Source organism: Micromonospora sp. NPDC048170 (genome assembly GCF_040652795.1).
Lineage (GTDB): Bacteria > Actinomycetota > Actinomycetes > Mycobacteriales > Micromonosporaceae > Micromonospora.
This window is the reverse complement of record NZ_JBEZMR010000022.1, coordinates 1-18,987: the sequence shown is the minus strand read 5'-3', so window position 1 is coordinate 18,987 and position 18,987 is coordinate 1. Positions and strand designations below refer to the sequence as shown.

Annotated in this window: 11 protein-coding genes; 5 read left to right on the top strand and 6 right to left on the bottom strand. The window is 72.2% G+C overall.

Annotation, left to right across the window (positions count from 1 at the left end):
• Positions 1-100 precede the first annotated feature (100 nt).
• The 4 genes from AB0D32_RS23410 (at position 101) to AB0D32_RS23395 (ending at position 8,091) form a co-directional block, all read left to right on the top strand.
• Positions 101-1,579: an aminopeptidase P family protein gene (locus AB0D32_RS23410; RefSeq protein ID WP_357093876.1), complete on the top strand. Its 1,479-nt coding sequence runs from the start codon at positions 101-103 to the stop codon at positions 1,577-1,579.
• A 297-nt stretch (positions 1,580-1,876) separates the two neighbouring features.
• Positions 1,877-3,853: a hypothetical protein gene (locus AB0D32_RS23405; RefSeq protein ID WP_357093873.1), complete on the top strand. Its 1,977-nt coding sequence runs from the start codon at positions 1,877-1,879 to the stop codon at positions 3,851-3,853.
• Positions 3,854-4,310: 457 nt separating this feature from the next.
• Entirely contained in the window at positions 4,311-6,023 is a 1,713-nt protein-coding gene (locus tag AB0D32_RS23400) for a right-handed parallel beta-helix repeat-containing protein (protein WP_357093870.1), read from the top strand.
• Positions 6,024-6,444: 421 nt separating this feature from the next.
• Entirely contained in the window at positions 6,445-8,091 is a 1,647-nt protein-coding gene (locus tag AB0D32_RS23395) for a right-handed parallel beta-helix repeat-containing protein (RefSeq protein ID WP_357093867.1), read from the top strand.
• Between the two features lie 118 nt (positions 8,092-8,209).
• Here the strand turns inward: AB0D32_RS23395 and pulA are convergent, their stop codons facing one another.
• The 4 genes from pulA to AB0D32_RS23375 form a co-directional block, all read right to left on the bottom strand.
• Positions 8,210-13,702, bottom strand: a complete 5,493-nt coding sequence (gene pulA / locus AB0D32_RS23390) for a pullulanase-type alpha-1,6-glucosidase (protein WP_357093864.1) — start codon at positions 13,700-13,702, stop codon at positions 8,210-8,212.
• Positions 13,703-13,852: 150 nt separating this feature from the next.
• The gene (locus AB0D32_RS23385) at positions 13,853-14,545 is read right to left on the bottom strand and encodes a cellulose binding domain-containing protein (protein WP_357093861.1); all 693 of its coding nucleotides are present in this window, start codon (positions 14,543-14,545) and stop codon (positions 13,853-13,855) included.
• A 178-nt stretch (positions 14,546-14,723) separates the two neighbouring features.
• The gene (locus AB0D32_RS23380) at positions 14,724-15,113 is read right to left on the bottom strand and encodes a hypothetical protein (protein ID WP_357093858.1); all 390 of its coding nucleotides are present in this window, start codon (positions 15,111-15,113) and stop codon (positions 14,724-14,726) included.
• Between the two features lie 37 nt (positions 15,114-15,150).
• Positions 15,151-15,837: a hypothetical protein gene (locus AB0D32_RS23375; protein WP_357093855.1), complete on the bottom strand. Its 687-nt coding sequence runs from the start codon at positions 15,835-15,837 to the stop codon at positions 15,151-15,153.
• Positions 15,838-15,856: 19 nt separating this feature from the next.
• Between AB0D32_RS23375 and AB0D32_RS23370 the strand changes: the two genes are divergently transcribed.
• Positions 15,857-16,039, top strand: coding sequence for a hypothetical protein (locus tag AB0D32_RS23370; protein WP_357094181.1), 183 nt, complete (start codon positions 15,857-15,859; stop codon positions 16,037-16,039).
• 12 nt (positions 16,040-16,051) lie between these two features.
• Here AB0D32_RS23370 and AB0D32_RS23365 read toward each other — a convergent pair whose 3' ends face one another.
• Both AB0D32_RS23365 and AB0D32_RS23360 read right to left on the bottom strand, forming a co-directional pair.
• Positions 16,052-17,725 (bottom strand): right-handed parallel beta-helix repeat-containing protein, encoded by a 1,674-nt coding sequence (locus tag AB0D32_RS23365; protein ID WP_357093853.1) that lies wholly within the window; start codon positions 17,723-17,725, stop codon positions 16,052-16,054.
• 74 nt (positions 17,726-17,799) lie between these two features.
• The gene (locus tag AB0D32_RS23360; protein WP_357093850.1) at positions 17,800-18,210 is read right to left on the bottom strand and encodes an ArsC/Spx/MgsR family protein; all 411 of its coding nucleotides are present in this window, start codon (positions 18,208-18,210) and stop codon (positions 17,800-17,802) included.
• Positions 18,211-18,987 lie beyond the last annotated feature (777 nt).

The following is an 18,987-nucleotide window of genomic DNA, read 5'->3' as shown; positions in this document are numbered from 1 at the left end:
CCGGCACCGGCGCGGACAGCGCTCCGGACGGTCCCGGCCGGGCCGGTCCCGGTCGCCGCACGGTAGCGTCTGACCTGCAACGACGCGGAGGGAGCGGAGCATGACCGAGGGAACCGACAGCAGGCCGACGGACGGCACCGAGTCGCACGACCCGGACTTTCCCGAGGCGTTCCTGGCGTTCATGCGGCAGGGTTGGCGGGACACCACCCTGCCGGTCGGCCCGCGCCCGGAGGTGCCGAACCACGCCGAGCGGCGGGCCGCGCTCTCGGCGGCCTTTCCCGGCGAGACCCTGGTGGTCCCGACCGGCGGCGAGAAGGTACGCGCCAACGACACCGACCACCCGTTCCGGCCGGGCAGCGACTTCGCCTACCTGACCGGCGACCACGCCCCGGACAGCGTGCTCGTGATGCGCCCGAACGGCTCGGGTCACGACGCCACGCTGTACATGCGGCCCCGGTCGTCCCGGCTGACCGACGAGTTCTTCCGCAGCCGCAGCGGTGAGCTGTGGGTCGGCCGGCGGCACACGCTGGCCGAGAAGTCGACCGAGTTGGGGCTGCCCACGGCGGACCTGACCGAGTTGGAGGCGACGCTGGCCGACCTGGCGCCGGGGCGTACCCGCGTGCTGCGCGGCTTCGACGCGCGGGTGGACACGGCCGTGCGCCCGTACGACGGCCACCGCGCCGAGGGCCGGCCGGCCCGCGACCGGGAGCTGGCGACCGCCATCTCGGAGCTGAAGCTGGTCAAGGACGAGTGGGAGATCGCGCAACTCCAGGACGCGGTCGACGCGACCGTACGGGGGTTCGAGGACGTCGCCCGGGCGCTGCCGGCCGACCGCGGCGTCTCGGAGCGCCTGCTGGAGGGGATCTTCGCGCTGCGCGCCCGGCACGACGGCAACGACGTCGGCTACGGCTCGATCGTCGGGGCGGGCGAGCACGCCACGATCCTGCACTGGGTGCACAACCACGGCACCACCCGGCCGGGCGAGCTGCTGCTGATGGACATGGGTGTGGAGAACCGCAACCTGTACACGGCCGACGTCACCCGGGTACTGCCGGTCGACGGCCGGTTCACCCCGCTTCAGCGCCAGGTCTACGAGGCGGTGTACGCCGCCCAGCAGGCGGGCATCGACGCCATCCGGCCCGGCGTGCCGTTCCGGGAGGTCCACCTGAGCGCGATGCGGGTGCTCGCCCAGGCACTGTCCGACCTGGGGTTGCTGCCGGTGAGCGTCGACGAGGCGATGGACGGGCGGTCGACGGTCTACCGGCGCTGGACGCTGCACGGCACCAGCCACATGCTCGGCATCGACGTGCACGACTGCGCGAACGCCCGCAAGGAGAAGTACCGGGACGGCCCGCTGGGCGAGGGCCACGTGCTCACGGTCGAGCCCGGGCTCTACTTCCAGCCCGAGGACGAGCTGGTCCCCGAGGAGCTGCGCGGCATCGGCATCCGGATCGAGGACGACATCCTGGTCACCGCCACGGGCGCGGTGAATCTCTCCGCCGGGCTGCCGCGCGCCGTCGACGAGGTGGAGACCTGGCTGGCCGAGCAGCGTGAGGCGGGCCCCCGCCTGCCCGGCTGACCTCACCCGCCCCACCCTTGCCGCAGCCCGGCCGCGACTCACGTCCCGGCCGGGCTGTTGGCCGTCCGGGCCAAGGCTGTTCGCCGTCCGGGCCGGGCCGGCGGCCCGCCGCCATCGCCGAAGCCGAGGCGGCACTTCGCCCGGATACGGCCCGAAAACGCATATCTTTCACTTTCTGCCTCATCGCGAAGACAGCTCACTTACGGTGACATCAAACCTGTCTACCCGATATCGGGCGGTATGCGCCATCTATGGCGATACGCACCCGACAAGCATGAGAGATGTGGGTGAGGGCACATGTCCACCGATCAATTCGATGAAACGGGCGCAGAGCGTCCGGCCGCCCGTCGCCGAAAGCGGCGCGTCCTGTGGGTCGCCACCGGCGTCGCCGGCCTGACCGGCGCGGTCGGTCTGGCGGCCAGCGGCGTGGTGACGCTGCCGGGCGTGTCCGCAACGGGCAGCCTCGATCGCCTGTCCGACCGGCACCTCACCGAGGCGGCAGCCCAGGCGAGGACGCCCCTGGGCCCCGGTGAGCAGGCCGAGGCCGACACGAGCCCAGGCGGCCAGGACCCCGGTGCGGACGCAAAGGGCGACAAGAAGGGGCAGGACGGCAGGAAGCACGACGTCACGGACGTGCCCTGCGACACCGACAAGCTGATCGTCGCACTCAACCGGGTGAATGCCGACCACGGGGGCACGCTCAAGCTCGCCCACGGTTGCACCTACCTGCTCACGCTGAACCGGAACGGGAACGGCCTGCCGGAGATCGTCCGGCCGGTCACCATCGAGGGCGAGGACGCCACCATCCTCCGCGCCACGAACGCCCCCGCCTTCCGGATCTTCAGCGTCGGCACCGGCGGCGACCTGACGCTGAACGACCTCACCGTCAAGGGCGGGTTCGCCCAGACCGGTCTTGGCGGCGGCGGCCTTCTCGTGCAGGCGGGCGGCCGGGCGACGATCCACGACAGCCGCATCACCGGGAACCAGAGCAGCAGCGCCGGCGGCGGCATCACGAACTTCGGCGTCACCAGGATCCTCTCCACACGCGGCACCGGCCCGGACGGCAGGGGCGAAGAGAACGACGGCAGGGGCAAGTCCCATGACGGCCAGGACAAGGGCCCGCCCGGCAGGGAGGACGCCGACCGGGACGCCAGCGGCCCCGACGTGAACGGCATCGACGGAGCCGCCCCGGACGCCAGCGCCGCGGAGCATCCCGCCCCGGACGCCGAAGCCGCATCGCCTGTCGTCCCGGACTCCGGCGCCGTCCCGCCTGCCGACACCACGGCGCCCACCGCCCCCGACGCCGTACCGCCCGCCGGCACCGCCACACCTGCCGCTCCCGACGTGGCGCCCGGCGCTCCGGACGCCACCGCCGAGCTGCCCACCGGCACCACAGCGCCCACCACCCCCAGCCTCGGCGGCGAGGCTGTCGACGGCGCCGGGGAACGCACGACCGACGGGGGTACGGCAGGGGCCGCCGGCAGCGGAGGGCCCGTCGCCCGGGACGCGGGCAAGCCCGGCCAGGACAAGGGCGGCAAGGGCAAGGACGCCCGGGGAAGTGAGATCACCGACAACACCGCCGTGAGCAGCGGCGGAGGGATCCGCAACGTCGGCCAACTCACCGTCGAGAACTCCCGGGTGAGCCACAACCAGAGCGGCGACACCGGTGGCGGGCTGGAGAACGTCGGCTCAGCCGTCGTCACCAACACCTGGATCGCACACAACGGCGCCGAAGGTTCGGGCGGTGGCGTCCAGAGTGGCGGCAACCCCAACGTCGTCACGACCATCAAGCACAGCCGCGTGTTCGACAACAGCAGTGGTGAGAGCGGCGGCGGCATCCGCAACGCGGGCACGATGTACGTACAACACAGCACGGTCCGCGGCAACACCGCCGACGGCGACGGCGGTGGCATCGCCAACCTCGCCGCCGTCTTCGGCGGGCTGTCGGTCTCGAACAGCAAGATCAACGAGAACGTGACCCGGGGTAACGGCGGCGGCATCGCCAACGACAGCGGCCGGGTGGTCGTCTTCAACAGCGAGGTCGACCGGAACCGCGTCGTCGCGGAGCAGCAGGTCGCCGGGGGCGTCTACAACCAGGGGGGAACGATCTCCCTGGTCAAGTCCCGGATCACCCGGAACTCCTCGCTTCTGGCACCGGGTGGGGTCTCCTCCGACAACAACCAGGTCACGGTGGACGACAAGACGGTGATCATCGGCAACAAGCCCACCAACTGCGAGGGCAGCCCGGTCCCGATCCCGAACTGCTTCGGCTGATCCGGGAAGGCAGCCGGCAGCGGCCGGCAACCAGCAGTCGACTTCCGGCGTCGCCCGGGAAGGGTCGTGGTCGCACCCCTTCCCGGGCGGCGCCGGATCCGCATGTGCGACTGCCCCTGACGGGCGCTGAAGCCGACGCGGGTCTCGCCTGAAGTCTCCCCGGCCCCGCGTCCCGCCCGGCCGCGGCGCCCCGAACGGCTGCGGTGCCCCGAACGGGGGTCGCGTCGCCCACCTGCCACCCGACGGTGTTCGTGCTGCTCAGGCAGCCTTCGTCCTCGCTCGGACCGGCTGCGGACGGACTGCCGATGTGAGCCAAATATGGAGCTTTCTCGGATAAGTCCTCATCGCGAAGATCCTTCTCATACGGTGGTCGACAGAAGCTGCAACCGATTTGTGGCTGGTCGCACCGTCTTGCCTTGGTGCGGTCGCCTTGAGCAGGAAAGGGCGGAAGGCTCTGATGTCCGATGACGTAACGAGACCCGACGGTGGCCCGCCCGCGGGCACACCGATGCGCGGGCGGCGCAAACTCTGGGTGGCCGCCGGCGTGGCCGGGCTGACCGGCGTCGTCGGCCTGGCGGCGCTGGGCGGCCTGGCCGCCCGCGACGACAAGTCCGGCGACACCGACCGACTCTCCGACGCCCAGGCGTCGGCCCCGAAGCAGAACGTCAGCGACGCCGGCAAGACCGACGAAGCCGGCGACACCGACGAGCCCGGCGGCGACCGGACCGGCGAGGGCGAGGACGACTGGTCCGGCGGCAGCCGGTCCGGCGGCGGCTGGAGCGGCGGCGCCGACGACCGGAAACCCGCCGGCCGGGTAGCGGAGGTGCCCTGCGACACCGACAAGCTCATCCAGGCGATCACGCACGCCAACAGGACCGACGGCGCGACGCTGAAGCTCGCCAGGCACTGCACCTACGAGTTGACGCGCAGCGAGCACGGCAACGGCCTGCCCGTGATCAAGGAGTCGATCGTCCTCAAGGGCGAGAAGACCAAGATTGTCAGGGCCGCCGAGGCTGAGCCCTTCCGGATCCTGAACGTCGGCGGCAGCGGCCACCTGACGCTGAAGGACGTGACGATCAAGGGTGGGCAGACCGCCGCCCGGAAGATGGTCCCGACACCGGCCCCGCCGCCCGGGCTCACCGACCCGACGGAGAACGCGGCGGCCCCGGCCCGCAGGCCGGCCATGGCCGCACCCGGGGCCACCGCCATGTCCGGGACGCCGGCCACGTCGGCTCGCTCCGGCGCCACGGCGACGGCCCGGCCCGAGGGCACCGCGACGGCGGTTCCCACGCTCGACACTGCCGACGGGGCGGGCATCCTGGTCCAGCAGGGTGGCCGCGCCGACCTCGAGCAGAGCGAGATAACGCAGAACCACGCCGGCGGAAACGGCGGCGGCATCGCCAACTTCGGCACCACCAACCTCCGTCGCAGCGCGGTCGAGGACAACAGCGCCAACGGCTTCGGCGGTGGCATCTTCAACGCCGGGGTGCTGCGGATCGAGGAATCCACGGTGTCGAAGAACACCGCCCGGCTGGGCGGCGGCGGCATCGCCAACGGCACGGCCCCGAACGGCCCGACGGTGGGCGGTGGCACCGTCTGGGTGTGGAAGAGCACGATCAGCCACAACCGGACCTCGTACATCGGCGGTGGCGTCTTCGACAACCGGGGCGACACCACGATCACCCAGAGCGAGATCACGGGCAACACGGCCGGTACGGACGCGGGCGGGCTGGTCGCCTTCAGCGACAGCAGGCTGTCCCTGGAGAAGGTCGTGGTCGCCAAGAACTACGCGGACGACGAGGCCGGCGGCATCGGCGTCGGCGGGGGCAGCACCGCCGTGATCGAGCAAAGCGTGATCAAGGAGAACGTCGCCGCGGGTGCCGGCGGCGGTGGCCTGTTCAACGACGAGGGCACCGTCATCCTGCGGGACAGCGAGGTCCTGGCGAACCAGGCGGCCGGCGAGTCCGGGGTGGGCGGCGGCCTGTTCAACGACTTCGGCCTGACGAAGCTGATCAGCACGAAGGTGGCCCACAACGTCGCCACCCGGCCGCCGGGGGGCATCTTCACCAACAACGACGGCGTCCTCATCGACCGGAAGTCCGCCGTCACCGACAACCGGCCGACGAACTGCAAGGGCAGCCCGGTCATCCCCGACCGCTGCTTCGGCTGAACGGGGGCAGCCGCAGCGCCCGCCCGGTCAGGGGAGCCATCGGCAGCCGGGTCACACCCGAGAGCGACACCACATAGAGAGAGGGCTCCTCCGCAAGCCGCCCCGACGGCGGTGGAGGAGCCCTCTCAGCCTCCCGCACCCCTCGTGGCCGTTCCCTCGCCGATCGGCATGATCTGCGCCGACTACACCTGGTAGCCGGTCGACTCACCTACCGCCAGCGGTGCGGCGGATGAGCCGGGCCGGGCCGTCCGCACCGCGCACGAGGACCCCGCGCCGAATGCGGGGTTCTTTCGCATATGGCCGCGAGGCGAGGAAGATTCTCATATTGTCTGGTTCGAGAGCTACAACCGATTTGTAGCGGGGGACGCTCGCCTGCGGCGCTGCGACCCTGTCTGGTACGAGGAGAGGGCAGAGAGCTCCGATGTCCAACTACCTAACGAACAACGACTCCGAGCGGCCGGCAGCGCCGAAGCGCCGCCGCAAGCTCTGGCTCGCCAGCGGTGTGGCCGGGTTGACCGGCGTTGTCAGCCTCGCCGCCGTGGGTGTCGCCAGCGGCGCCGGCGCGGTCGGCGCGGACGGCCTGAAGTGGGCCACCGCCCAGGTCAACATGGACGGCGACCGGGGCGCGGACCGCGAGGAGAGGGGCCGCGAGGGCGAGGAGGGCCGCGAGGGCAGGGACGACCGGGACCGGTACGACAAGGACCGGGACCACAAGGATCGCGGGAAGGAGGTGCCCTGCGACACCGACAAGCTGATCCAGGCGATCGTTTCCGCCAACAACAACCACGGCGCGGAACTGAACCTGGCCAAGGACTGCACCTACAAGCTGACCCGGTCCGACAACTACGGCAACGGCCTGCCGGTGATCAAGGAGCGGATCACGCTCAAGGGGCACGACACCAAGATCGTGCGGGATGCCACCGCCGACTACTTCCGGATCCTCAACGTCGGCAGCGGTGGACACCTCACCCTCAAGGGCCTGACCATCAAGAACGGTCAGACCCTCCACCGGAAGAAGGCGGAGACCGTTTCGCCGGAGACGGTGTGGTCGCGGTACTCGAACTCGGTCGAGGCCACCGAGGCGGCCAAGGCCGGCAAGCCGTACCTGCCGCTGCTCCAGGCCGAGCCGAAGGGCGCGGCGGCGGCGAAGGCCGCAGCGACCAAGACCGATGCCGGGGCCCTGGACGAGCCGGAGCCCAACGACGGCGCCGGCATCCTGGTGCAGCCGGGCGGCTCCGCCGACATCGAGAAGAGCAACATCGTGGAGAACCAGGCCGGCGGCAGCGGTGGCGGCATCGCCAACTTCGGCAAGACCAGCCTGCGCCACACCACGGTCGCCGACAACACCGCCTTCTTCTTCGGCGGCGGCATCCTGAACGCCGGGGTGCTCAAGGTCGAAGAGTCCCACGTCAAGGACAACAACGCCGGGATCGGCGGCGGCGGCATCGCCAACGGCGCCCCGGGCATCCTCCGTGACGACGTCGACGGCGGCACGATGTGGATCGAGAAGAGCGAGATCAGCGGCAACGACACGATCGGCTTCGGCGGCGGTCTGCTCGACATCGAGGGCAACACCACCATCAAGCACTCCAAGATCACCAACAACACCGCGGTGATCGCGGGCGGCGGCATCGCCGCGGCGGACGACAGCCAGCTCTACCTGTACAAGGTCACGATCGCCAAGAACACCACCGTCGGCGTCGGCGGCGGCATGGCACTGGCCTTCGGCGCCACCACCACCGCGGAGAAGACCGAGGTCAAGGAGAACGTCGCCGGCTTCTTCGGTGGCGGCGTGTTCAACCTGTTCAGCGAGGTCACGTTCCGCGACAGCGAGATCGTCGGGAACCGGGCCGTCGGGCCGATCGGCATCGGCGGCGGCATCTTCAACGTGTTCGGCAAGGTCAACCTGCACGACACGAAGGTCGCCGACAACTTCTCCACCCTCAAGCCGGGCGGGGTGTTCAACTACGGCGGCAAGGTCAACGTGGACGACAAGTCCGCGATCAAGGGCAACAAGCCGACCAACTGCAAGGGCAGCCCGTCACCGGTGCCCAACTGCTTCGGCTGAGCCATCCTCGGATGACGTGCGGCCGGCGCCACCGGCACCGGCCGCACGAACCGGTAAGGAAGGGGCCCTTCCCAACGCTATGCGTTGGGAAGGGCCCCTTCCTTGCACCAATGCCGGGTCAGCGCTGCACGAAGACCGCCACGCTGCGGGCCGGCACCGTGAACGTGCCGCTGGCCCGGTCGAAGGAGGCAGACCGCAGCGTCTCGTCCGCCGAGTTCCGCAGCACCGGGTGCAGCGCCACGTCCGCCCCGCGCAGCCCGGTCAGCCGCTGCTGCGCCGCCTCCGGGGTGGCGTTGAAGACCACCGTCACCGACTTCCACCGCCCGTCGAGGCCCCGGCCGTCCAGCGTCATGGTGAGCACGCCGGGGGTCTCCGCCGCGCCGGAGAGCGGGAACGCGACCCGCTTCTGCACCTGCTCCGCCGTGGTCAGCCCGAAGACCGGCGAGGAGGCCCGGATCTTCAGCAGCTCGGCGTACCGGGCGTCGGACATGGTGATCGCGGCGCAGTCCGGGACCAGCGCCGGGTCGGCCAGCAAGGGTTTGGCGTACGGCCACTTGTCCCGGTTGTCCTGCTCGGGAGGCAGGCCGGCGCCGAAGCCGTTGCCCTGGGCGCAGTCCCAGCGGATCTGGTTGAACCAGTCGCCCGAGTTGTACGAGTTGCGGTCCAGCGACTTGGAGCGCAGCCGCTCGGTGCCGGTGGTGACGAACCCGGGGCCCTGCCCCATCACCACCGTGCCCAGCGCCAGCACCTGCATCCGGGCCCGGTCCACCGCCGGGGTGTCCTGCGGCAGCTTGTATGCCAGCGCGTCGTACAGGATCTCGTTGTCGTGCGCGTCGACGTAGGTGACCGCCTCCCCCGGCGCGGCGGTGTAGCCGGCGGGCGAACCGTTGTAGTCGACCTGCGCGCCGGTCACCGGCCGGCCGGCGGAGTCGGTGAACCGGTAGCCGCGCAGGTTACCGGTGAGCCCCACCTTGATCAGGTCGTGCTGGTGCAGCAGGCGGGCCCGCTGCTCGGCCGCGGACCCGTTCACGGCGTCACCGTTCGGGTCGGTGAACAGGCCGGAGGCGAAGCCCTGCACCCGGGGGTTGGCGTCGAACGGCCCGCCACCGCGTACGGCGTCGCGGAGCCGGTCGTTGAAGGTGCCGATGCCGGTGCCGGCCATGTTGGCCTGGGTGGCCTGCACGAAGCGGGCGTCGTCGGCGACCTCGCCGAAGTTCCAGCCCTCCCCGTAGAGCAGGATCTTCTTGCCGTCCACGCCGTCGCGGGCGACGGTCAGCTCGTCGAGCGCCTCGCGTACGGCCAGGATGTTCGCCTTCGGGTGGTGGCCCATCAGGTCGAACCGGAAGCCGTCCACCTTGTACGCCCGGGCCCAGGTGACCAGCGAGTCCACCACCAGCTTGCCCATCATGGCGTGCTCGGGGGCGGTGTTGGCGCAGCAGGTCGAGTTGGCGACGCTGCCGTCCTCCAGCAGCCGGTGGTAGTAGCCGGGCACCACCTGGTCGAGCACCGACTTCGGGTCGGCGCCGGCCGCCGAGGTGTGGTTGTAGACGACGTCCATCACCACGCGCAGCCCGGCGCCGTTGACGCCGGCCACCATCTGCCGGAACTCGGTGGTGCGCCGCGCCCCGGCCGGGTCGACGGCGTAGCCGCCCTCCGGCACGGTGTAGTGCAGCGGGTCGTACCCCCAGTTGTAGCCGTCGGTGTCGGCCACGGCCGCGACGCACTTCTGCTGCTGCTCGGAGTCCGGCGGCAGCGCGGCCAGGTCGCAGGCCGGCTGTCGCTGGTCGGCACGCCGCTCGGGGATCGTGGCGAAGTCGAACGCGGGCAGCAGGTGCAGGTGCGTCACCCCGGCGTCGCCGAGCGCCTTCAGGTGCTTCATGCCGGCGGTGCCCGGGTCGGTGAAGGCGAGGTAGGTGCCCCGCCGCTCGGCCGGCACCGTGCTGTCGGCGACGGAGAAGTCCCGGACGGACAGCTCGGAGATCTGCACCTTCGTCGACGGCACCGCCGCCGGCTTGCGCAGCGTCGCCCAACCGGCCGGGGCGAGCGCCGGGTCGGACAGGTCCACGATCTGGCTGTGCGTGGAGTCCGGCGCGAGCGCCAGCGAGTACGGGTCGGTCACGGCGGCGGTGGCCATCCGCTGCGTCGCGGGCTGCCACGCCTGCACCTGGTACCGGTAGTACCTGCCGGTCCAGTCGCGGGCGCCGCGTACCGACCAGACGCCGGTGCGGTCGTCGCGGCGCATCGCGACCGTCCGCGGCTGCGCCGTCGGCGAGTCGAAGAGCTGGAGCGAGACCGTGCGGGCGGTGGGCGCCCAGACGGCCAGAGTCGGGACCCCGCCGGCGAAGGTCGGCCCGAGCCTGGCGTCGGTGGCGCGGGCGTAGACGTCGTCGAGCACGCCGGGGATCTGCACGCCGGTCGCCGCGAGCAGGGTGCCCTCGGCGTCCCGCTCGGTCACCAGGAGCTGCCCGCGCAGGGCCGCCGGGACCTTGGCCAGGTCCCGCCGGTCGAGCGTGAAGCCGCGGTACGCCCACAGGTGGGGGAAGGCCGCGCGCTGCGCCTCGGTGAGCCCGTTGCGCTGCGCCGTCAACGGCAGCGTGGTGTACGTCCCGACCAGCTCGCCGTCGGCGACGCCCACCCCGCCGGCCGGGGCGGCGACGAGGGCGTACGTCCTGCCGTCGGTGGGCCCGGTCTGCCAGGCGACGGTGGACCGGTCGATCCAGTGCGCCTTCTGCTTCGTGATGTCGACGTCCCCGGCGGCGGTGGACGCGGTGGACGGCAGCAGCCGGCCGGGTGTTCCGGCGAGCAGCCACACCTCGCGGCCGGCGCTGGCGAAGTCGAGCCGCTGGTCGGTCGGCAGGTCCTTCTCGTCGCCGGAGTGGATGATGTAGCTCAGCCCGGTGGCCCCGGCGGCCAGCGGCACCCGGAAGAAAGCGCCGAAGGCGTCGACGCGCTCCGGGGCGAGCGGGGTGGCCCAGTCCGTCGGGTTGGCCGCGCCGTCCCACAGGTGCAGGCCCCAGCCGTCGTAGTTGCCGTCGGCGCGGCGGTAGTGGATGAGGGCGATGCCGTCGGAAACCGGCGGGTCGGGTTCGCCGGTGGCGGCCTGCCGGGTCGGGTAGGTCGCCGGGTCGCCCTGCTTGACCCAGACCTCGCCGGTCTGCGTCACGTCGATTGTCCGGTCCTGCCCGACGTCCTTGTTCCCGTTCTTGTCGACCACCAGGAAGCCGACCGACTTCGCGCCCGGCTTGAGTTTCACCCAGGCGAACCGGCCGTAGGAGTCCTCACCCGCGAACGGCTGTCCCTTGGGCCACTCGGTGGCGTACGCGGGGTCGATGTCGCCCCAGGCGTACAGGCCCCAGTCGTCGTAGCCGCCGGCCGGGCGCTGGTAGTGCACCACCGCCCAGTCGCGCGAGGCGGACCGCGCCGGGGTGCCGACGGTGGCCGTGGACCGGGTGCTCGCGGTGCGGCCCTTCCCGTCGCGGACGACGGCCTTGTACTCGACCTTCGTGCCGCCGGCCAGCCCGGTCAGGTCGTGGTGCACCGTGTACGGGGCCCGGTCGGCGCTGCCGAGCAGCGTCCACCGGCCGCCATCGACCCGGGCGGCGAAGGTGACGCCGGCCAGCGGGTCGCCGGTGACCTGGGCGGTGACGGCGGCCTTCGTGGCGACGGGCTCGCCCGGCGCCGGCGCGGTGATCGTGATCTTCGGCGCGGCGTCGGGCGACGCGATGGGCGTGCCGGCGCGGTGCACCACGGCCGACAGCGGCGGCACGGTCAGGGTGAGCCTGCCGTCCGCGCCGGCGACCGGGGCGGACGATCCGCCGTAGACGCCGCTGAAGGTGGCGCCGGCCGTCCAGGTGTCCACGGTGACAGTCTGCGCGGTCGCGGCGTTGTTCACCGCGACGACGTACTCGGTGCGCTGCTTCGGGTCGATCCGGGAGAACGCGAAGACGCCGGGGCCGTCGGCGGCGTACCGGCTGACCTGCACGCCGTCGCGCAGCGCCGGGTGCGCCTGGCGCAACGCGCCCAGCTCGGCGATGGTCCGGTAGAGCGGGTGCGTGGGGTCGAACTGGTCGCTGGCGTGCGTACGGTCGGTGCCGAGCAGGTCGTCGTCGAGGTAGTCGGGCGTGCGGGAGGCGAACATGTCCTGCCGGGCGTCCTTGTCGCCGCCCGCCCCGGTGAAGCCCTGCTCGTCGCCGGAGTAGACCACCGGCTGGCCGCGGGTGAGGAACATCAGTTCGTGGGCGAGTTGGTCGCGGCGCAGGTGGGTGGCCGGGTCGGTGCCGCCGCCGGCGATGAACGAGCCGATCCGGCCCATGTCGTGGTTGCCGAGGAAGGTGGTCAGCCGCCCCGCGTCGGTGTCCCGGGCGCGGTAGAGGTCGTCGCGGGCGTACACGTCGGCGAGCGCCCTGGCGGAGCCGTCGCCGGCGGTGTAGCCGCGCGCCGCCTCCTGGAAGGCGAAGTCGAGGGTGGCCGGCAGGCCGCCGCGCCGCACGTAGGTCGAGGTGATCTCCGGGTCGGCGCTGTAGACCTCGCCGAACATGAAGAAGTCCTTCTTGCCGGCACGGTCGGCGGCGCGCTCGATGCCCTGGCTGAACTGGGGCCAGAAGTCGAGGTTGGTGTGCTTGACGGTGTCCAGCCGGAAGCCGTCGACGCCGGTGGACGCCACCCAGTCGGAGTACACCTTGGTCAGGCCGCGCACCACCTCGGGGCGCTCGGTCCACAGGTCGTCGAGGCCGTAGAAGTCGCCGTACTCGCTGTTCTCCCCGGCGAAGGTGGAGTCGCCCCGGTTGTGGTACATCGTCGGGTCGTTCAGCCACGCCGGGACCTTGACCTTCGCGTCGGCCGGGGTCGCGAACGTCGGGGTGTACGGGAAGGACGTGCTGTCCACCTTCGGAAAGCCCCGGGTGCCGTCGGCGTGGTTGCGGTCCTCGAAGGGACGCCCCTGCACGTCGGTGTACGGCGCGGTCGCCTTGTCCACGTAGGTGTACCTGTCCTCCGCGTACCGGATGACGTCGGCGGTGTGGTTGACGATGACGTCGAGATAGACCTTGATCCCCCGCCGGTGGGCGAGCGTGACCAGCCGCTTCAGGTCCTCGTTGGTGCCGAAGTGCGGGTCGACCTGGGTGAAGTCGGTGATCCAGTAGCCGTGGTAGCCGGCGGAGACGTCGGACCCGGCGCCCTGCACGGGACGGTTCTTGAAGATGGGGGCGAGCCAGATGGCCGTCGTGCCCAGCCCCTCGATGTAGTCGAGCCGGTCCATGACCCCCTTGAGGTCGCCGCCGTGATAGAAGCCCTTGTCCTGCGGGTCGAGGCCGGTGGAGAGGCGGTCGCCGGTGAGGCCGCCGGTGTCGTTGCGCCGGTCGCCGTTGGCGAACCGGTCCGGCAGGACGAAGTAGAACTGCTCGGCGCGGGCCTGACGGCTTCCGGCGGAGAGCAGCGCCTGCGCCGAGGGCTCGGTGCGCCACTGGGCGGCGCCGGTGGCGACCAGCGGGCCGGTGTCGTCGGGGGCGTCGGCGCCGAGTTGACGCACGGCGATCGGAGTGCCGACGAGGGTGAGGGTGAGCAGGGAGACGAGAGCGAGCAGGGCCTTGCGCGGTATCGGCGGGGGTTTCATCGACGGCCTTCCTCTGGTCGCTGATTGGCCCGCACGCTAGCCCTTGCCGAAACATTCTGCAATACCTTGCAAACCAAGTCGTAACACAGCAGCAGGATTGCAAAAGTACGGCCCGGCGCGTCCGCGCCGGGCCGTACGGGAAGGCGGTGGCTATCCGCGGCAGGCGCGGCCGTCGACCGTGCAGGTCGTCGGGCTGCTCTGCCTGCCCGCGACGTAGAACCGCAGCACGACCGACGCGCCCCCGGCCAGGTCGTGACCGCTGCGGTAGGTGAAGCCGTCGTCGATCCGCTGTGCCGTCCCCTGTGGCGCGTTCTCGATCCACGCGCTGTCCAGTCGTCCGTCCTGGAAGGTCAGCCGCGCCGCCCAGCCGCGCCCGGTCGACGACGCGTTGCTGACCACGACCTCCCCGACGAACCCGTCGGAGTACGACTGCACCACCCGGTACCGGCCGCTCATCGGCGACGCGGGCGACGGCGGCGGCGCGATCAGCACCGCGCCGTCGCTCTCGCTCGGGGTCGGGGACGGCGGGCGGCTGCTGCGGCCGGGCGTGGACCGATCCGGGCTGGGCCGGCCCGTGGCCCGGCCGGACGCCGTGGCCGTCGCCCGTGGTGACCGCGTCGCCGTCGGGCTGGTCGCCGACGACTCCGACGCGACCGGGCCGACGGTCGGCAGCGGCGGGCCGGGCTGCGCGTCGAAGGCGGGTCCGCGCCCCCGGTAGGTGCCCAGCGCGATGGCCAGCAGGACCACCATCACGACGACGCCGACGGACACCACGATCCACGGTGAGGACGCGATGGCGGTCGTGCCGTAGGACCTGCTCGAGTTTCGGCTCGGGCCGGACATGCCCCTCCTCCCGCCGTCGTCGGGGGCAGCGTAGCGGTCGGTGGCGACCTGACGCGACCGTCTGTACGGGCCACACCACGAAACGGAAGCGGCGGACCAGCCACGCGGGCGCAAGCGGCGGCCCGCCCCGGGCCGGCGGAACGGCCGCCACCGGAGGGCTCTGAGGCCCCGCCGTCGGTCAGGCGGTCCGCAGGACGGTGCAGATGACGGGCCCGTCGTCGGTGGCCCGCAGCAGGTAGCGGTAGCGCTCGCCGGGGACCGCCCGGCCCTGGCTGTCCAGGAACTCCCACTCGACGGCAACCATGGTCAGCAGCGCCGACACCGGCTGCACGTCCTCGATGGCCGCGTGCGCGGCGACCAGTTCGCGCTCCTGGTAGTCGGGGGCCGCGCCCACGAAGGACAGTGCCACCGCCGCCGGTGAGGTGAACGAGAAGCTGTACGTGTCGGCGACCACCAGCCCCGGCAGGGCGTAACAGCCGGCGATGGCGGGCAGGTCGCCGGTGGTCAGCGCCACGCCGTACCCGTCGAAGAAGTCGGTCAGCGTATCGAGATCGGTGGAGGCTTTCACGGGGACAGCAATTGCCGCCCGGGCAGCGGGCCAAACCTCAGCGCGGCGGGATGCGCACCTCGATCTCGGATCCGAGCCGGGCGCCACCCGCGAGGCCGAGATCGTCGCCGCTCCAGAACCGGCCCGGGTCGTACCAGTTGGGACGCCGCCCCGCCGGCAGCAGACCCATCGCCTCGTAGGTCACCGCGACCACCTCCGCGCAGTACGCCGTCTCCAGCGCACGGTCGCGCGCGCCGGCCCTGTCGGACACGGGTGGACCGGGACGGTCGGCGGCCCGGTCGCGCAGGGTCGGCACCCGCACCGCCGGGACCCGGCCCCGCAGCCAGCGCCAGGCGAGTTGGGCGGTGGACGGGAACGGCGTGCCGTCGAGACGGGCGACGGTACGCAGCACCGCCTTCTCCATCTCCGCGTCGGCCGGCGGGTCGAGCTGGCGCAGCCAGCCCCGCTGGCCGTACCGGTTGGCCCAGACGCAGACCGCGTCCCGCAGGTCGTGCAGTTGCACGCCGCGCTGGTGGGTGCCCGTCCACATGTCGGGCAGTGACCTGCCCAGCTCGGCGTGCCACATCAGGGGCGGCATGTCGTCCAGCACGACCGCCATGCCGACGTGGTTGACCGGGCTGTTGGTCGTCAACTGGATGGCCCGGTCCGGCACGCTGCGGCCCCGGAACACCCACACGTCGCCGGTACGGGTCAGCTCCACGGCCTCGTCCAGGCTGATGCTCATGGGGGTCTACCCTAGGTGGATGCGGCAACGGATGCGGTGGTGGAAGGTGCTCGGGCTGGCCGGCCTCGCCGGCGTCGCGGCGTCGGGCGTGGTCATCGCCCGGGCGGAACGGCGACGCCGGGCGTACACCCCGGAGGAGATCCGGGCCCGGCTGCGCGACCGGCACGCGGAGGCGACGGCACCCGCCGCCGACGCGCGCTGACCTCTGCCGGCGTCAGTCCACGTCCTGGTGGTTGCGGTCCCAGCGCCCGCCGACCGGCGGGGTGTCGAGCCGCACCGCCCCGACGGCGTTGCCGGCGAGGTCGTTGTCCTCGATGCGGCAGGACACACAGCTGCCGGCCGGGGTGATCCAGAGTCCGTAGGTCTGGGTCTGCTCGTCGCGGTGGTCCCAGATCCGGTTGCCGCGCACGGTGGCCGAGTCGAACGGCGCGTTGACGGTGATGCCGGCCCGGATCGGCGGGGCCGGAGGCAGTTCGTACGCCGCGCCGGGCGGCGGCGTGTCCTCGTTCCAGCCGGTCGGGGAATCCGCCCGCACCTCGGCGAGCGTCAGGTCGGTGTCGGTGTTGGACACCACCACCGCCATCCGTGACCCGACCCGCACCACCTTGCCCCGGTGCCCGTCGACCGGCCAGTGCGCCGTCCCGTCGGTGACGGACCGGTGGTGGTAGCGCACCGACTCGCCGCCGCCGCTGGCGGCCGGGGCGCACCGCCGGCCGTTGTTGCGGATCCGGTTGTTCACCACCACCGCGTCGGTCATCGGCCGGTCGATCCGGATCGCGTCCAGGCCGTTGTCCCAGAACTCGTTGCCGTCGATGACCACGTCCGCCGCCGCACCCGGGTATCCGTGCCCCAGGTCGTGCTCGTGGTAGCCGTAGGCCCCGTTGGCGCTGATCCGGTTCCCGCGGACCGCGTACGGGCCGGGCGTGTTGCCCATGCTGATCCCGTCGCGGACGTTGCGGTCGATGACGCAGTCGCTGAGGATGCCGCCCCGGCCGGCCACGCCCGCCGTCCCGTTGCCGGAGACGTCGAAGCCCGCTTCCAGGTTGCCGGTCAGGGTGCAGGCGGAGACGATCAGGCCGTCGGCGCCCCAGTCGGAGATGCCGAAACGGTTCGCCTGGCTGTGGCAGCCGATGATGCGGTAGCCGCGCGGCGGAGTCCAGTAGTCCTTCTGCAGTTCGAGGAAGATCCCGTTGGTGCCGTTGCCGACGGTCGTGCAGTTGGCGATGGTGAGGCGTTCCACGTCGCCCCACCCGCCGATCCCGACGCCGATGCCGGCGCCGCCCATCTCCTCGCCGTTGTCCAGCCGGCCGCACCCGACCACGACCACGCCGTCGATCAGGCTGTCCTGGAGGAAGTCGCAGCCCAGGCCGGTCGCCCCGGTGTGGTGGATGTAGAGGTTGCGGAAAACGCCACGCACGACGTACTGGAGGCCGAGCCCCTTGGCCAGGTAGTCGTACTGGACCATCGCCACGCCGGAGCCGTCGATCTCGAAGTCGGCGAAGGTGCAGTCGGCGATGTACCGGTCGCGGCTCGCACCGTGCTGCACCGTGGTCCAGAACGCCAGCGGCGTCGGGTCGGCGCGGTTCCCCTCGTTGCTGAGCAGGAAGCGGGTCGCTCCCGGCCCCGCGCCGATCAGCGACACGCCGCTGCGCCAGACCGTGCCGGCGTCCCGGATCGAGTAGATCCCCGGCGGGCAGTGGATGATCCGGGCCCGCCCGTCGGCGGCGTAGCCCTCGCCCAGGTGGTCGACCAGGGCCGACAACGCCGGCTGGTCGTTCGTCACGCCGTCGCCGCGCAGTCCGAACTCCCGGGCGTCGCACCAGAGGGGCGCCCCGGCGACGGGGGTCAGCCGCTTCGGGGTGGCGGTGGACAGGTCCTGGTGCGGCATCCGACCCTCCCTCTCCGGCGTACGGTCGTTCGCCTACCGCCGGCGCATTCCCGCCGCACCCGTCCGGAAACGCGCTACCCGGCCGGTGTGGGGCCGGGCTCCGCGCCGGTGCCGGGGGTCGGGCCGCTGCGGCGCACCGCCTCCGCCAGCGCCCCGGCGGTACGCCCCACGAGCGCGCCCCCGTCGTCGAGCAGCAGCAGGGGCCGCTGGATCAGCTCCGGGGCGGCCACCATCGCCTCGACCCAACGCGGCTCGGCCGCCTCGTCCCGCGGCCAGTCGGCCATGCCCAGGGCCACCGCGGCGGGCTCCTGCGTCCGGCAGACGTCCCAGGGGCGTGCGTCGAGGCGGCGCAGCACCTCGGTCAGCTCGGCCGCGCTCGGCGGCCGGTCCAGGTACGGTCGCACCGCGTATCCCACCCCCGCCTCGTCGAGCGCGGAGCGGGCAGCGGCGCACTTCGAGCAGGCCGGGTTGTTCCAGATCTCCATGCCCGCCATGGTCGCAGCCGCACCCCACGCCCCACGCCCACGCCCCACGCCCCCACGCCCCACGCCCCACGCCCCACGCCCCACGCCCCACGCCCCACGCCCCCGCGATCTTGCACTTTGTGCCCGCCACTTGCGGCGCATGTCGGTTTTGTCCGGGCAGGAAGTGCAAGATCGCGGGGGCGTGGCGGGTGGGGCGGGAGGGGGCGGGAGAGATACCCGGTTTGCGGGGTTTGTGGTGGCGGGGGTCACCGAGGCGGTGGGCATGGGTCCGGGGCGCGGGGCGTTGTAGCCATGTGAGCGCGTGAACCCCTCGACCTGGCCCGCACGCGTGGCCGGGGGTACTGGCGAAGGCCGGGGGCGCTGGCGGAATGCCGGCCGGGTTCGCGTCGTTACATCTCCCCGGACGCACACCTCAGCCGAGGCGCTCCCCCACGGTGGCCCGACCGGCCCGCCGAGGCGCTTCCCCGCGCCCCCCGGTGGCTTGACCGGCCCGCCGAAGGCGTTCCCCTTCCCCCCGGGTGGCCCGACCGGCCCGGTGGAATGGTGGCCCGACCGGCCGGTGGAATGCCCGGCGGACCCGGGTCGTTGAGACACCCCGGACGCCCCGAGCAGGCCCCGCCACCGCAGCGTCCCTCTCCGACATCCCCCCCTTTCGCGGCGCACCGCCCCCCTACGCGTGTGCCGTACCCCCGATCGAAAGGTGCCTTGTCATCATGCGTACCGACATCTTCCGTAACACCGCCCTGACCGTGGCCGGCCTCGCCTTCACCGGCGGCG

What these genes read in the sequence shown, in the direction of transcription:
- AB0D32_RS23410 (WP_357093876.1), top strand. Translation starts at nt 101, where the DNA reads ATGACCGAGGGAACCGACAGCAGGCCGACGGACGGCACCGAGTCGCAC.
- AB0D32_RS23405 (WP_357093873.1), top strand. Translation starts at nt 1,877, where the DNA reads ATGTCCACCGATCAATTCGATGAAACGGGCGCAGAGCGTCCGGCCGCC.
- AB0D32_RS23400 (WP_357093870.1), top strand. Translation starts at nt 4,311, where the DNA reads ATGTCCGATGACGTAACGAGACCCGACGGTGGCCCGCCCGCGGGCACA.
- AB0D32_RS23395 (WP_357093867.1), top strand. Translation starts at nt 6,445, where the DNA reads ATGTCCAACTACCTAACGAACAACGACTCCGAGCGGCCGGCAGCGCCG.
- pulA (WP_357093864.1), bottom strand. Translation starts at nt 13,702, where the DNA reads ATGAAACCCCCGCCGATACCGCGCAAGGCCCTGCTCGCTCTCGTCTCC.
- AB0D32_RS23385 (WP_357093861.1), bottom strand. Translation starts at nt 14,545, where the DNA reads ATGTCCGGCCCGAGCCGAAACTCGAGCAGGTCCTACGGCACGACCGCC.
- AB0D32_RS23375 (WP_357093855.1), bottom strand. Translation starts at nt 15,837, where the DNA reads ATGAGCATCAGCCTGGACGAGGCCGTGGAGCTGACCCGTACCGGCGAC.
- AB0D32_RS23370 (WP_357094181.1), top strand. Translation starts at nt 15,857, where the DNA reads ATGCGGCAACGGATGCGGTGGTGGAAGGTGCTCGGGCTGGCCGGCCTC.
- AB0D32_RS23365 (WP_357093853.1), bottom strand. Translation starts at nt 17,725, where the DNA reads ATGCCGCACCAGGACCTGTCCACCGCCACCCCGAAGCGGCTGACCCCC.
- AB0D32_RS23360 (WP_357093850.1), bottom strand. Translation starts at nt 18,210, where the DNA reads ATGGAGATCTGGAACAACCCGGCCTGCTCGAAGTGCGCCGCTGCCCGC.